At 69.5% G+C, this 14,061-nt stretch carries 16 protein-coding genes; 5 read left to right on the forward strand and 11 right to left on the reverse strand.

The window, feature by feature from the left end; genetic code table 11:
- The first annotated feature begins 13 nt into the window (after positions 1-13).
- From pal to tilS, 3 genes are all read left to right on the forward strand, one after another.
- Complete coding sequence (gene pal, locus Q8N10_RS16805; RefSeq protein WP_304783600.1) at positions 14-550, forward strand: peptidoglycan-associated lipoprotein Pal; 537 nt, start codon at positions 14-16, stop codon at positions 548-550.
- A gap of 126 nt (positions 551-676) precedes the next feature.
- Entirely contained in the window at positions 677-1,525 is an 849-nt protein-coding gene (ybgF, locus tag Q8N10_RS16810) for a tol-pal system protein YbgF (RefSeq protein WP_304783604.1), read from the forward strand.
- Positions 1,522-2,724 (forward strand): tRNA lysidine(34) synthetase TilS, encoded by a 1,203-nt coding sequence (gene tilS, locus Q8N10_RS16815; protein WP_370690275.1) that lies wholly within the window; start codon positions 1,522-1,524, stop codon positions 2,722-2,724. Before ybgF ends, tilS begins: the two co-directional genes overlap by 4 nt.
- A 70-nt stretch (positions 2,725-2,794) precedes the next feature.
- Here the strand turns inward: tilS and Q8N10_RS16820 are convergent, their stop codons facing one another.
- Positions 2,795-3,661: an alpha/beta fold hydrolase gene (locus Q8N10_RS16820; RefSeq protein WP_304783610.1), complete on the reverse strand. Its 867-nt coding sequence runs from the start codon at positions 3,659-3,661 to the stop codon at positions 2,795-2,797.
- Positions 3,662-3,708: 47 nt separating this feature from the next.
- Complete coding sequence (locus Q8N10_RS16825; protein ID WP_304783613.1) at positions 3,709-4,212, reverse strand: hypothetical protein; 504 nt, start codon at positions 4,210-4,212, stop codon at positions 3,709-3,711.
- Positions 4,213-4,330: 118 nt separating this feature from the next.
- On the opposite strand from Q8N10_RS16825, the gene Q8N10_RS16830 reads away from it, so the two are divergent.
- Positions 4,331-4,732 carry a hypothetical protein gene (locus Q8N10_RS16830; protein ID WP_304783615.1) on the forward strand — a complete coding sequence of 134 codons (402 nt, stop codon included), beginning with the start codon at positions 4,331-4,333 and terminating at the stop codon, positions 4,730-4,732.
- Here Q8N10_RS16830 and Q8N10_RS16835 read toward each other — a convergent pair.
- From Q8N10_RS16835 to Q8N10_RS16875, 9 genes are all read right to left on the reverse strand, one after another.
- Entirely contained in the window at positions 4,729-5,496 is a 768-nt protein-coding gene (locus Q8N10_RS16835) for a M23 family metallopeptidase (protein ID WP_304783618.1), read from the reverse strand. The genes Q8N10_RS16830 and Q8N10_RS16835 overlap by 4 nt on opposite strands.
- Positions 5,497-5,756: 260 nt before the next feature.
- Entirely contained in the window at positions 5,757-7,181 is a 1,425-nt protein-coding gene (locus Q8N10_RS16840) for an NAD(P)(+) transhydrogenase (Re/Si-specific) subunit beta (protein WP_304783622.1), read from the reverse strand.
- A complete protein-coding gene (locus Q8N10_RS16845; RefSeq protein WP_304783625.1) occupies positions 7,178-7,522 on the reverse strand; it encodes an NAD(P) transhydrogenase subunit alpha in 345 nt (114 codons plus the stop codon). The genes Q8N10_RS16840 and Q8N10_RS16845 overlap by 4 nt, the downstream gene beginning before the upstream one ends.
- 19 nt (positions 7,523-7,541) lie before the next feature.
- On the reverse strand, positions 7,542-8,675 hold the full coding sequence (locus Q8N10_RS16850; protein WP_304783626.1) for a Re/Si-specific NAD(P)(+) transhydrogenase subunit alpha: 1,134 nt from the start codon (positions 8,673-8,675) through the stop codon (positions 7,542-7,544).
- A gap of 185 nt (positions 8,676-8,860) precedes the next feature.
- Positions 8,861-9,091, reverse strand: coding sequence for an aa3-type cytochrome c oxidase subunit IV (locus Q8N10_RS16855; protein ID WP_304783630.1), 231 nt, complete (start codon positions 9,089-9,091; stop codon positions 8,861-8,863).
- Between the two features lie 84 nt (positions 9,092-9,175).
- Positions 9,176-10,228, reverse strand: a complete 1,053-nt coding sequence (locus Q8N10_RS16860; protein WP_304783633.1) for an alpha/beta fold hydrolase — start codon at positions 10,226-10,228, stop codon at positions 9,176-9,178.
- Positions 10,228-10,704: a PaaI family thioesterase gene (locus tag Q8N10_RS16865; protein ID WP_304783637.1), complete on the reverse strand. Its 477-nt coding sequence runs from the start codon at positions 10,702-10,704 to the stop codon at positions 10,228-10,230. The genes Q8N10_RS16860 and Q8N10_RS16865 overlap by 1 nt, the downstream gene beginning before the upstream one ends.
- Positions 10,705-10,765: 61 nt before the next feature.
- A complete protein-coding gene (locus Q8N10_RS16870) occupies positions 10,766-11,164 on the reverse strand; it encodes a VOC family protein (protein WP_304783640.1) in 399 nt (132 codons plus the stop codon).
- Positions 11,165-11,166: 2 nt separating this feature from the next.
- Entirely contained in the window at positions 11,167-13,335 is a 2,169-nt protein-coding gene (locus Q8N10_RS16875; protein WP_304783643.1) for a beta-glucosidase, read from the reverse strand.
- Between the two features lie 67 nt (positions 13,336-13,402).
- Here Q8N10_RS16875 and Q8N10_RS16880 point away from each other — a divergent pair, with 67 nt between their 5' ends.
- Positions 13,403-14,047, forward strand: coding sequence for a TetR/AcrR family transcriptional regulator (locus tag Q8N10_RS16880; protein ID WP_304783646.1), 645 nt, complete (start codon positions 13,403-13,405; stop codon positions 14,045-14,047).
- Positions 14,048-14,061: the final 14 nt, after the last annotated feature.

The following is a 14,061-nucleotide window of genomic DNA, read 5'->3' on the forward strand; positions in this document are numbered from 1 at the left end:
GGAGAAGCCAGACATGAGCTTCAGCACCAAGCACGCCCTTCGACTGGCGCTTGTCACCACCGCGGCTCTGTCCATGGCCGCCTGCGCCAGCAAGCCCAAGCCCGGCCCGGGCGTCGGCCCTGGCCCCGGCCCTGGCTACCCGTCGCAACCGGGTCCCGGCCCCGGCGTCGGCAATGTGGTCCCCGGTTCGATCCAGGACTTCGTCGTCAACATCGGCGACCGAGTCTATTTCGATTTCGACCAGTATGACATCCGCTCCGACGCCGGCCCGGTGCTTGACGCCCAGGCCCAGTGGCTGATGCGTTACCAGGGCGTCCAGGTCCGCATCGAGGGTAACGCCGACGAACGCGGCACCCGCGAGTACAACCTGGCCCTCGGCGCACGCCGCGCCAATTCGGTGCGGGAATACCTGGTGAGCCGCGGCGTCTCGCCGGCGCGGATCTCCACCGTGTCCTTCGGCAAGGAACGCCCGATCGATCCGGGCACCAGCGAGGACGCCTATCAGCGCAACCGGAACGGCCACACCGCCATCACCGGCGGCGCGCGCTAAGAACCGCCAGTACCAGTTCGAGGAGAGTGCGAGAGGGGTCCCCGCAGCGGGACCCCTCTTTGCGTTCTGGACTAATCCCACGGACGAGCCCCAATTTGGCCCACCCGACCTGAAGATGATGACCGCATGACCTTTCGCCGCCTCGCCCTCGCCTCCGCCGCCGTCCTGACCCTGGTCAGCTCAGGCCCCGCCTTCGCCCAGACGCCCATCGATCCGCTGGACGCCCGCGACGCGCGGCGCCTGGACCGCATGGAGCAGGTGATGCGCGAGCTGCGCTCCATCGTCTTCCAAGGCCGCGACTCCGGAAAGCCGGTGGTGGTCCAGCCCGCCGAGACCGACTACCAGCTCCAGGAACTGACAAGGCGCATCGCCGACCTCGAACAGGCGCTCACCCGGGTGAACGGTCAGCTCGAGACCACCAACCACGACCTCCAACTCGCCAAGCGTGACGCCGAGGCCCTGAAGCGGGACAACAAGGCCCTGGCCGACCGGCTCGGCGGTGTGGAGCAGCGGCAGGTGGCGCCGGCGCTTGAGGGGCCGTCTCCCGATCTCGCCGGCGGCTCCAGCGGTGGGTCCGCCCCCGTCCAGACCGCGTCCGAGGCCTTCACCGCCGCCCGCCAGCTGATGCTCAGCGGCGACTACACAGGGGCGGAGGGCGCCTTCCGCGACTATGCGGACCGCTATGACACCAGCGCCAAGGCGCCCGAGGCTCGCTACTGGCTGGGCAAGACCCTCGCCGCCCGGGGCGCCAACGCCGATGCGGCCCAGGCCTATATCGCCGCCATCCGGGGCTGGCCCGCCACCGCCTGGGCGCCCGACGCCACGGTGGAGCTGGCCCGCTCGCTGATCGCCATCCGGAAGCCCACCGACTCCTGCCAGATCCTTGGCGAGTTCGACCGGCGCTATCCCAAGGCGACGCCCGCCGTGAAGGGTCGCGCCGCCGCCGCCCGGACCCAGGCCAAGTGCGCGGCCTGACCGCCGCCGTCCACGAGGTTCTAGACCGCCGCCTGCTGAGCGCCTCGCCCGCGCCGATCGCCGTCGCCCTGTCCGGCGGCGGAGACTCCCTGGCGCTCAGTCTGATCGCCGCCGACTGGTCGAAGGTCCGTAGGCGGCGCCTGCTGATCCTGACCGTCGATCATGGCCTGCGCGCCGAGAGCGCGGCCTGGACCAGGGCCTGCGCCGCAACGGCCGATCGCCTGGGCGCCGACTTCCAGGCCCTGGCCTGGGAGGGCGACAAGCCCACCACCGGCCTGCCCGCCGCCGCCCGAAGCGCCCGCCACCGGCTGATCGCCGACGCCGCGCGGGCGGCCGGGGCAAAGGTGATCCTCATGGGCCACACCGCCAGTGACCGGCTGGAGGCCGCCGCCATGCGGCAGGCCGGCGCCTCGACCCCAAGTCCCCGCGAGTGGACCCCATCACCGACATGGCCCCAGGGCCGAGACCTCTTCCTGCTGCGCCCCGTGCTTTCCCAGACCCGCGCGGAGATCCGGGCCTGGCTGGCGGAGCGTGGCGAAACCTGGATCGAGGACCCCGCCAATGAGGATCCCCGCTTCGCGCGGGCCCGCGCGCGGGCGACCCTGACCGGCGACGAGACGGACACCGTCCTTTCGGCCCCCGTACTGGCCGGTCTCGCCCTCGCCACCGCCGACCTGGCGGGAGGGCTTGCGACGCCCCGCGCGCTGCTACGGGGGGCGCCGGCGGCCTTCCTCGCCGCCGCCTGCCTCTGCGCCGCCGGAACCGCCCGACCGCCCCGCGGCGACCGCCTGAAGCGCCTAGCGGACGTCCTGAGGGGCGAGCGCGATCTCACGGCCACCCTGGCCGGAGCCCGGATCGAGGGCGACCAGCGCGACGTCCGGTTTCTGCGCGACCCTGGCCGCGCAGGTCTGGAGATACTCTCGCTCGCCGCGGGGCAGACGGCTGTCTGGGATGGACGGTTCGAGATCACCACGGACCGGCCCATTGTGGTCCAGGCTCTGGTGGGGCACGCGGCCAGCCTCTCGCCGGCTTCACGCTCGGCGCTGCAGCGCCTGCCGGCCGGGGCACGCGGCGGCCTGCCCTTCATCCCGGGAGCAGGCTCCCCCGTCCTGGCGGCGATTCCAGGTGTGGTGGCCCGCCCGCTCGCCCTGCAGCGATTGCGCGCCGCCTGTGGTCTGATCGATCGGGAACCGGCCTAGCCGCTGCGGGGAGGCCTTGGGGTCGAGGCCCCCTTGGACTGAGCAACGGCCCGCGGCTGAAGGCTGCGGGCTAACCCTCCGCCATGACGTGCTCGATCCCGACGATGATCGGATCGGCGAAGCGTTTGCCCAGCAGGGTCGAGTGGTTGGCCCCGACGATGTCGGCGAGGTAGCCGCGGACCGAGGCATGGGCGGGCGCGGCCTGGATGGCTTTCAACCGCGCTCCGAGGCGCGTGCCGCCGGCATTGACCACCGCCACGGGCAGGTCGGGGTGATAGTGCCCGATCTCCCGTCCCTGGGCCGAGGTGGCCGGCCAGTGCATGACCTCCTCCGCCGACCAGTGGGCGTGGCTGGCCAGGCCGTAGATCCGGCGCTTCTCGGTAGAGGCCTCACCCTCGAGGCCGATCTTGTCACCGGCCACGAGGGCGAAGGGCTTCATGAAGCCGAGGCCGGACCAGCGGCCCACCAGCTTCATGGCGCGCAGGAACCCGTTGATGGCGCGCGCCGCCGCGGGGCTCTCGATGGTCTCGGGCGTCACGGCGTCCACCAGCACCACCCCGGTGACGCGCTCGCGATTGCGGCCGACGAACACGCGCAGCAGCAGGCCGCCCATGGAGTGGCCCACCAGGATCAGCGGCCCGGTCTCACCCACACGGGTCAGCAGCGCCTCGAGGTCGGCCACGATGGCGCGGCCGTCCCGCGGCCTGGGCCCTGGATCGGAATAGCCGAGCCCCGCCCGGTCATAAGCCATACTGCGCAGGCCCCTGTCGGCCAGGCGTTGCTGCACCACCGCCCAGTCGGCCGCGCACCCGAAGGCGCCGCACTCCAGCACGATCAGCGGCCCGGCCGTCTCGGGGCCCGCCCGCACGACGCGCAACCGCCGCCCGCCGATGTCGACGAGAGCCCCGCGCGTGGGATGGAAGCCTGCCTTGGCCATGAGCCAGACCTAGGGGCCGGCCTGGGCCGAGGCAAGAGTGGCGTCGGCTATTTCCAGACCACGGTCTGCGGCGCGTCGGCGGACCCGTAGTCGATCTCCACCCGGGTCACCGCCTTGGCCCCAGGGGGGACATCAAAGGGCGCGCGGGCCAGGGTGGGCTTCAGGGTGACCGGCGGGCCGCCGTCGAAGCTGACGCGGACCATGCGGACGCCCAGTTCGGGATTGACCAGATAGGCCGGCTGATCGGTGGCCACGCCCTTCTCGGTGACCACGAAGAAGCGCTTGGTCTGGCTGGCGCCCGCGTACCACATGATGTTGAGCTGCTGGCCGCCGACCCGCCAGTTGGGAGTCATGGAGACCGTGGCGTCGGAGCCCTTGGTCTTAATCTGGGTGGTCTGGGCTGGAAGGACGCCGTGGGCGCCTTCGGCGGTGGAGAGGGCCAGCCCGGCCGGCGCCGCCGGGGCCGCGGGTTCGCTCTTCCCGCAAGCGGCGAGAGATGAGCCCAGTAGAAGCACGGACGCGAGCGCAAGCCCGCTAAAGCCTGAACGCATGGGTCGTTTCCTCGTTTTTTATGACACGAGGATGGGCACAAGCTTGGCCTTGCTACAAGACGATGCGCGCAAGCCTTACTGGGACTAGGTTCGCGGCGGTGCCAGGAGGGATTCGACCATGTTGCGGCTGATTCTGGGGGTGATTCTCGGGCCCCTCGTGGGACTCATCGTGCTGGGCGCCGTCGACGGCGCCGCCAACACGATCTTCCCCCCGCCCCCGGGGGTCAACCTGACCGATCCCGCGGCCATCCGCGCCGCCACCGCGATCCTGCCGGTCGGCGCCCAGGTGGGCCAGGTGCTCGCCTGGCTGCTGGGGGCCCTGGCCGGGGCCTGGAGCGCCAACCTGATCGCGGGACGTCGAGCCCTGGCCGGCCGCATCGTCAGCGGCCTGTTCCTGGCCTTCGCCGCCTGGACCCTGGCCACCACCGCCTATCCGATGGGAACGCAGGTCGGCCTGGTGATCGCCGTGCTGATCGCCGCCCTAGCCGCCGACCGCGCCTCGGGCAGGCCCAGAACCTAGCCCTGGAACTTGAGGGTCTGGCGGACGCGGCCGTCCTTGCCCTTCTTGCCCTTGGCGGCCTTGGCCTCCATCAGCGCCTTCTTGCTCTCCGGAATCTCCGACACCGTGGCGAGGCGCACGCGGGGGGAGACATAGGAGGCCAGCTTGATGGGCAGGTCTTCGGCGGTGGCGAATTCGCGATTCAGGAAGACCAGAGGGTTCAGCGGCTTGTCGTCCTGGCGGATCTCGAAGTGGAGGTGCGGGCCGGTGGAGGTGCCGCTGGAGCCCATGCGGCCCACCGTCTTGCCGGCCTCGACATAGGCGCCCTTCTTCATGCCGCGCTCGATCTTGCCGAGGTGGGCGTAGAAGCTGGTGAGACCCACGCCATGCTCGACCTCGACATAGCGGCCGTAGGAGGCGCTCTCGCCGGCGCGGATCACGATGCCGTCCGAGACGGCGACGACCCTGGTCCCGACGGGACCGGCGATGTCGACGCCCTCATGCAGCCGGCCGCGGTCTTCCCAGGGCATCCGGCGCAGGCCGAAAGGGGAATTGATCTTCTCGCCGGGGACCGGGTTACCACACTCGAAGGCCGGCGCCGGCGGCGGCGGCGCCACCTCCTCGACAGGGGCGGCGACGGGGGGCTTGGTGTCGGTCCTGTCCCCCAGGTTCGGCCGAGCGGCATAGGCGACGGTGGCGACGCTCAGGGCCAGGACGCCGGCAACAGCGACCTCGAGGCCAAAATGGCGCACACGATCGGTGGTCGACAAGGACTTCAAAAACAAGCGGAACCTCTTCCAGTATAGTCGAGCTTAGAACGCGTCCGCTAGAGGTTGTGCGGAACAGCTTCGACCAATCGCCACGGGTAAGCGGCGACTTATTGCCGTGGGTTTAAGACAAAATATTGGCGGCGTTAAGGATTAGCTTTGAACCTATTACAGCAGAGCCGAGTGAAGCTCGACCATAGATTCAAGTGGTAAAGGTTCTCCTAGCCGGGCTGCGACAAAATCGCAGCCCGCGCCAGCGAGTTCCTGAGGGCCGGAGTCTAGAGGCCCTTCAGAATGCCTTCGACCATCTTCTTGGCGTCCCCGAACAGCATCATGGTGTTGTCGCGGAAGAAGAGTTCGTTCTCGACCCCGGCATAGCCGGAGCTCATGCCGCGCTTCACGAACAGCACGGTGCGGGCCTTTTCGACGTCCAGGATCGGCATGCCGTAGATGGCGCTGGTGGGGTCGGTCTTGGCGGCAGGGTTGGTGACGTCGTTGGCGCCGATCACGAAGGCCACGTCGGCGCTGGCGAACTCGGCGTTGATGTCCTCCAGCTCGAAGACCTCGTCATAGGAGACGTTGGCCTCGGCCAGCAGCACGTTCATGTGCCCGGGCATCCGGCCGGCGACGGGGTGGATGGCGTACTTCACCTCCACGCCCTCTTCCTTCAGCTTGTCGCCCATTTCGCGCAGGGCGTGCTGGGCCTGGCTGACGGCCATGCCGTAGCCGGGGACGATGATCACCTTGGAGGCGTTCTTCATGATGAAGGCCGCGTCCTCGGCCGAACCCTGCTTGACCGGCCGGGTCTCGACCTGGCCGCCGCCGGCGGCGGCCGCATCGTCGGCGCCGAAGCCGCCCAGGATCACGGAGATGAAGCTGCGGTTCATCGCCTTGCACATGATGTAGCTGAGGATCGCGCCTGACGAGCCCACCAGGGCCCCGGTGATGATCAGCGTCACGTTCTCCAGCGTGAAGCCCAGGGCCGCCGCCGCCCAGCCGGAATAGCTGTTCAGCATGGAGACCACGACGGGCATGTCGGCGCCGCCGATGGGGATGATCAGGGTGACGCCGATCAGCAGGCTGAGGCCGAGGATCGCCCAGAACGCCCAGATGACCTCCGGCTGGCCGCCCCCCATCACCAGCACCACCACCATTGCGACAATGGCGAGCGCGATGATGATGTTCAGCAGGTGGCGGGCCGGCAGCATGATCGGCGCTCCGCTCATATTGCCGTTCAGCTTCAGGGCCGCGATGATCGAGCCGGTCAGGGTCACGGCCCCGATGGCCAGGCCCAGGGACAGCTCCACCAGGGAGCTGACGTGGATCGTGCCGTCCTCGGCGAGGATGCCGTAGGCGGCGGGCGTGTAGATGGCGGCGACCGCCACCAGACAGGCCGCGGCCCCCACCAGGCTGTGGAAGGTGGCCACCAGCTGCGGCATGGAGGTCATGGCGACCTTGCGCGCGATCACCGCGCCCACCGTGCCGCCGATGGCGACGCCGCCGACGATCAGGCCCAGCGTCAGGGTGTCCAGCGCCTGTTGGCCCCACAGGGTCAACAGGGTGGTGCCCACGGCGATGGCCATGCCGATCATGCCATTGCGGTTGCCCGCCTGGCTGGTGGTGGGGCTGGAAAGGCCGCGCAGGGCCAGGATGAAGAGGACGCCCGAGACGATATAGGCGATGGCCGCGAGATTGGCGTTCACTTGGCGCCTTCCTTCTGCACGGGCTTATCCTTCTTCTTGTACATGGCCAGCATGCGCTGGGTGACCAGGAAGCCGCCGAAGATGTTCACGGCGGCGAAGGCCGCGGCGATGGCGCCGGCCCCCTTTGAGATCATGACGTTCTGGGTCAGGCCCGCGTCCGGTCCGCCACTGGCGGCCGCCGCCAGCAGGGCGCCGACGATGATCACCGAGGAGATGGCGTTGGTCACCGCCATCAGCGGGGTGTGCAGGGCGGGCGTGACGCTCCAGACGACGTAGTAGCCGACGAAGATCGCCAGCACGAAGATCGCCAGGCGGAAGACTGTGGGGTCGACGGTGTCCATCGGTTCCTCCTTGGGAGCTTTAGCTGTTCAGCGAAGGGTGGACGACCGCGCCGCCCTGGGTGACCAGGGCCGCCTTGAGGATCTCGTCCTCCAGGTCGGGGGCCAGCTTGCCGTCCTTGTCCAGCAACAGGCCGGCGAAGGCCAGGAGGTTGCGGGCGTAGAGGGCCGAGGCGTCGGTGGCGATGCGGCCGGGCAAGTTGGCGACGCCGAGAATCTTCGCGCCATTGGCGGTGACAGCCACCTCGCCCTGCTTGGCGCCGACGACATTGCCGCCCTGCTCGATGGCCAGGTCCACCAGGATCGAGCCCGGACGCATGGAAGCCACCTGTTCGGCGCTCACCAGCTTGGGCGCCGGCCGGCCGGGGATCAGGGCGGTGGTGATGACGATGTCCTGCTTGGCGATGTGGCTGGAGACCAGGGCCGCCTGCTTGGCCTGGTACTCGGCGCTCATCTCCTTGGCGTAGCCGCCGGCGGTCTGGGCGTTCTTGAACTCTTCATCCTCGACGGCCAGGAACTTCGCGCCGAGGCTCTCGACCTGTTCCTTGGTGGCGGGCCGCACGTCGGTGGCGGTGACCACGGCGCCCAGGCGGCGCGCGGTGGCGATCGCCTGCAGGCCGGCGACGCCAACCCCCATCACGAAGACCTTGGCGGCGGCGACGGTGCCGGCGGCGGTCATCATCATCGGCATGGCGCGGCCATAGGCCTCGGCGGCCTCGATCACCGCGCGGTAGCCGGCGAGATTGGCCTGCGACGACAGGGCGTCCATCACCTGGGCCCGGGTGATGCGGGGGACGAACTCCATGGCGAAGCCGGTGGCGCCCTTGGCGGCGATCGCCTTCAAGGCGTCCTTGTCCATGTGCGGGTTGAGCAGGGCCACGACGATGGCGCCGGACTTGAGCGCCGCGATCTCGGCGGCCTCGGGGGCGCGGACCTTGAACAGGATGTCGGCCTTGCCGATGGCGCCCGCGGCGTCCTTGGCGATCTCGGCGCCGGCAGCCTGGTAGTCGGCGTCGGGATAGGCGGCGGCCGTGCCGGCGCCGCTCTCCACCACCACCGAGAACCCCGCGGCGATCAGCTTCTTCACCGTCTCGGGGACGGCGGCCACCCGGGTCTCGCCGGCGCGGCGTTCAGTGGTGACGGCTATGACGGCCATGCGCCTGTTTCCCCCAAGTCAGTGTTGGCCGGACCATACGGGGGGCAGGCTGAGCTTGTCCAGCGATGGACAGGGCAGATTCGAACGTTTGTTTGAATCCCGCACAAGACCGCAAGCGCGCCGAGGAATCGGCGCACCCGACCAGTCTCGCAGGAAGGCGCGCGGCGGCCGCGCGCGGAGCCGGCCTAGTGGTCGGCGGCAGGCTTGTCGCGCAGGAAGAAGACGCCGAGAGCGGTCACCACCACGGCGCTGATGAAGGCGCCCAGGAACCCGGTCGGGGTGCAGAACCACAGGACCAGCAGCACCATCATGGCGGTGAGCGCCAGGGAGCCCCACTTGGTCAGGCCGTTGAACAGGTGGAACGTGGCGACCTGCTCGGAGATGTCCATCTCGCCGCGGTGATATTCGGAAGCCATGGAAGGGCGTCTCTCAGACTGGTGAGGAAATCGATGGGGCCGACCTACACCGTCGGCCGCCAGGGCTCAAGCGCGCCTTGTGTCTCAGCCAGGCCAGCGGGCCAGAAGGCCGCGCAGCGCCGCGATGAGCGCCAAGGGCTGGTCGACCATGATGTGGTGGGCCGAATCAGGGATCGCGATCTCCAGCATGTCCTTGGGCAGGGGGGACGGCCGGTCATCGCTGATCCGCGACTTCACCACCGAGCGGTCGCCATAGATGTGCACCAGGGGCACGGTCACCTTGGGCGGCCCTTCGGCGGTCATGCCCATCATCACGCTGCGGTCGAGCTTGTTCCACATGGCCGGGTCGAATCGCCAGGTCCAACCCTCGCCGCCGCCCTCGGGCAGGGGCGCGCGCTTCAGGGAGCGGCGCGCGATGAAGTCGGCGATGAACAGGTTTCCGGCGACCTGGGGCGGCATGAAGCGGAAGCGGGCGAGCGCCGCTTCCTCCGTCGGATAGACCCGGGCGGCGCGGTCGCCGGTGGGGATGTTGCGCACCTGCTGTTCCTGCATGCGCTTGGCTTCCGGCGAGTCCGGCGGCGGCCCGCCGAAGCCGGTGTCCACCAGCACAGCCGCGCGCATGCGCTCGGGGTGAGCGGCCGCGGCGAAGAACACTTGGCTGCCTCCGAAGGAGTGGCCGATATAGATAGGCAGGACGCCGCCGTCATAGAGGCCCGTGGCGCGGGCGACGGCCTCGGCGTCCTCGGCGAAGTCCTGGAAGGCGTAGCTTTCACGCCAGTCCGAGGCGCCCATGCCGGCCAGCGACATCGAGGTCACCCGGTAGTCCTGGGCGAGATAGGGGGCGATGAAGCTCCACCAGTCGGCGTGGGCCGAGTTGCCGTGCACCAGCAACAGGCCGGGCTTGCCCAGCTCGCCCCAGGTCAGGGCCTCGATCTGGGTGCCCAGCGAGGTGACGAAGCTGCGCTCCGGCTCCTGGGCGATGGCGTCCAGGAACCACTCCGGCGCGTCGGGATGGCGGCCGCGGAACGGCGCCAGGGGCGCCTGGACCTGGGGCGGCAGGCTGCCGGGTTCGGAATGGATGGGACGGTCGTCGTAGCCGACGGGCGCGCCTTCCTTGATCGCCGGATCCAGAGCCATCAGGCCACCCCTCTCACTTCCCGCTCGCCCGCCTTGCGGGAGATCGAGCGGATACCCTTGTAGACGCCGGTGCCGGTGATCAGGGTGCGGTCGCCGCACCAGATCTTGCCCCGGACGGTGAAGACGTCGTCCTGTTCGGTGATGATCTCGCTGGTCCCCTCCACCCAGTCGCCCATGTGGGCGCCCGAGAGGAAGTCGGTGGTCAGGCGCACCGTCACCCAGCCGATCTCACGCTTGTTGGAGATCACCCGGCCCCAGGCCATGTCGGCGAAGCTCATCAGCATGCCGCCGTGGCAGTTGTTCATGCCGTTGGCGTGGTGCTCCTCGACCCGGAACGCCATCACCTCGTCGCCGCTGGCTGCGTCGCGGCTGGAGTAGAAGGGACCGACCGTGCGGCCGAACCCCCGGTTCCAGAGGTTGATGACAAAACCATCGGGGACGATGGCGGTCTGGACTTCGGTCAGATCATCGGACATCGCGCAGGCAAATGAACGGGCGTTTGAAGATTGGCAAGCCCTTGATGACGCTGCGGCCGGTTCAGCGGCCCCAGGCGCCCCGGTGCAGCACCACGCGATAGCCGTCCGGGTCCTCGAAGCTGACGCCGTGCTCATCCCAATAGGGGTTGAAGGATTTGACCGGCCGGTGGCCCGCCGCCTCCAGCCGTGCGACAGCCGTCGCCCGCGCCGTCTCCTCCGGGAAATAGAAGGTCAGCAGGTGGTCGGGGTTGGGTGCGGGGCCGACCTTGTGCCCGTGGGCCTGGGTCAGTTCCAGGTGCCAGGGCGCGCCGGGGAAGCCCAGGATCACCCCGTCGAACCCGGCGTGGCCCCGGAAGCTCGCCAGCTCCAGCAGCCCCAGCCCTTCGCGATAGAAGGCCGCCATGGCGTCCAACTGATCGGTGGGCCGCGCGATTCGGAGAGTCAGGCCGGAAAGGCTCATGGTCAGGGCTTCATTGTGCGCGAGGTCAGGGCTGCCGTCCCGTGCAGGATGGTGTCTTCCGCCGAGGTGGCGAGGCTGACACTCACCTGGCCCGCTGCGATCCGCCAGCCCGGCAGGATGGGGTCGTAATTGGCCAGCAGGCGGGCGTCGGCGGTCACGGTCACGCGGCGGGTCTCGCCGGGCTCGAGCGCCACGCGGGCCCAGCCGATCAGGCGCTGGGAAGGCTTGCCATCCGAGCCGGTCACCGTCGCATAGACCTGGGGGGTGTCGGTCCCGGCGACGCCGCCGGCGTTCTTGACGTCAAAGCTGGCGGTGATCGTCTCGCCGCCGATCAGCTCCAGCCGCCCATATTCAAAGTGGGTGTAGCAAAGCCCGAACCCGAACGGGAACAGGGTGGCCGCCCCGGTCTTGGCGAACCAGCGATAGCCGACGTCGGCGCCCTCCGGATGCTCCACGGAGAAGCGGCCCTTGTGCTGCTGCACGTCCGGGCGGGTGGTGGGCAGCGTGGCGCCCTCCACCGGGGGTCCGAAGATCTGGCCGGGGATGTCCGGGCGCACCAGATCCTCGACCCCGCAGGGGAAGCTGATGGGCAGGCGGCCCGACGGATTGACCGCCCCAAACAGGATGTTGGCGATGGCCTCGCCGCCGCGCGTGCCGGGATACCAGGCCTCCAGTACGGCGTTGACGTCGTCCAGCCACGGCATCAGCACCGGGGTCCCGGTCTCCAGCACCACCACGGTCCTGGGGTTGGCTGCGGCGACCGCGGCGATCAGGGCGTCCTGGTCGCCCGGGAGGGACAGGCTGGGCAGGTCCTCGGCCTCCGTCGCCCACTGGTCGGCGAAGACGATGGCGATATCGGCATCCTTGGCCAGGCTCGCGGCCTCGGCGCGGTCCTCGCCCGAAACGAAGGTCACGGCGGTGTTGCGGGTCAGCTCCCGGATCGCCGCCACCGGCGATGACGGATGGTAGGTGACCTTGGCGAAGGCGCCGGCCAGGCCCGCGACCTCGATCTCATGGCCCGGCCCGCCCACCGGGATCACCTGGGAGGAGCCGCCGCCGGACATCACGCCCTTGTCGGCATGGGCCCCGATCACTGCGATCTTGCGGATGCTGGGCGCCAGCGGCAGGACCCCGTCGTTCTTCAGCAGCACCGTCCCGGCCTCGGCGGCGGCCTGGGCCACCTTGGCGTTGGCGGCGTAGTCGGTCTCGCGCCGGACAGTGGGATTGTCGAACACCCCCTTGTCGAACAGGCTGCGCAGGATGCGGTGGACCATGTCGGTGAGCCGCTCGAAGGGCACCTCCCCCTGCTCCACGGCCTCCTTCAGCGGCGCGCCGAAATAGACCTGCTTGTCGAGTTGCTCGCCGCTCTCCTGGTCCAGGCCCGCCATCACCGCCTTGGCCGTGGAATGGACCGCGCCCCAGTCGCTCATCACCCAGCCGCGGTAGCCCCAGTCACGCTTCAGCACCTGGTTCAGCAGGAAATCGTTCTCGCCGGCCCACTCCCCGTTGACCTTGTTGTAGGCGCACATGACCGACCCTGGATCGCCGCGCTCGATGGCGATCTGGAAGGCCAGCAGGTCGCTCTCGCGCAGGGCGCCCTCGTCGATGCGGGCGTCCACCACGTGGCGGCAGGTCTCCTGGTCGTTCAGGGCGAAGTGCTTCAGGGTGCAGACGATGTCGTTGGACTGGGCGCCCTTGATGGCCTCGCCTGCCAGCACCCCGGCCAGCAGCGGATCCTCGCCGAGATATTCGAAGTTGCGTCCGCAGCGCGGCTCGCGGGTCAGGTTGGCGCCGCCCCCCAGCAGGACGTTGAAGCCCTTGTCGCGGGCCTCCGATCCCACCATCACGCCCGCCGCATGGGCCAGCTCAGGGTCCCAGGTGGAGGCCAGCGAGAGCCCGGAGGGCAGGCCGGTGGCGCCGTCGCCCTTGCGCACCTGGCGCGGGTTAGCGATCCCCAGGCTGGCGTCGGTCTCGTTCAGCGGCGGGATACCCAGGCGTTCGACGCCGGGGATATAGCCCGCGCCCATGGCCGCGTCGGCGGGGGGCGGATTGACCATCGCGGGCATCGGTCCGTGAACCAGGGAGATCATCTCATCCAGGGTCAGCTGCGCGATCAGCAGCCTGGCGCGGTTGTCCGGCGACAGGGACTTGTCCATCCAGGCCTGGGTCATGTTGATGTCCTCCCGCTTTGTTGGCGTGACCCTATTTATTTTAGTCCATCTGGGCAATAATCATCGAATGACCGTCGCCGCCACCCGTCCCCGAGGCCGCCCGGCCCGCACCGCGCGGCCGGTGGAAGAGACCCGCAGCGCCATTCTGGACGCCGCGCTGAAGCTGTTCTCTGAGCGCGGCTTCGAGGGCGCCGCCATGCGCGACATCGCGGGCCTGGCCGGCGTCGAGCACAGCCTGCTCCGCTACCACTATTCCGACAAGGCCACCCTTTGGCGCGCGGCGCTGGCCCGCCTGATCACCGACATGAACGCCCACATGGCCGCCGGCTGGCGGACCACAAGGGGCCAGCCGCCCCTGGACCGGTTCAAGGCCACCTTGCGCGACTATGTTCGCTACTGCGCCCGCCACCCGGAGCACGCCCGCATCATGGTGCAGGAGGCCATGGGAGAGTCCGACCGCGTCGCCTGGATCGCCGAGCAGATCGTGGGACCGCAGCACCGCGCGTTGACGCGCCTGCTCCGGCCGCTGATGGACCAGGGTCACCTGCCGCGCGTGCCCCTCCACAACCTGATCTACATGCTCTCGGCCGCCGCCCAATCGCCCTTCACCCTGGCCGGCGAGGTGCGCCATGCCTATGGCATCGACATGTTGGATAAGGCCGAGATCGAGCGGCACGCGGACGCCCTGATCGCGCTGCTGATCCGGGACTAGAGCCTCACGCAGGC

This window comes from Phenylobacterium sp. (assembly GCF_030693625.1).
GTDB lineage: Bacteria > Pseudomonadota > Alphaproteobacteria > Caulobacterales > Caulobacteraceae > Phenylobacterium > Phenylobacterium ferrooxidans.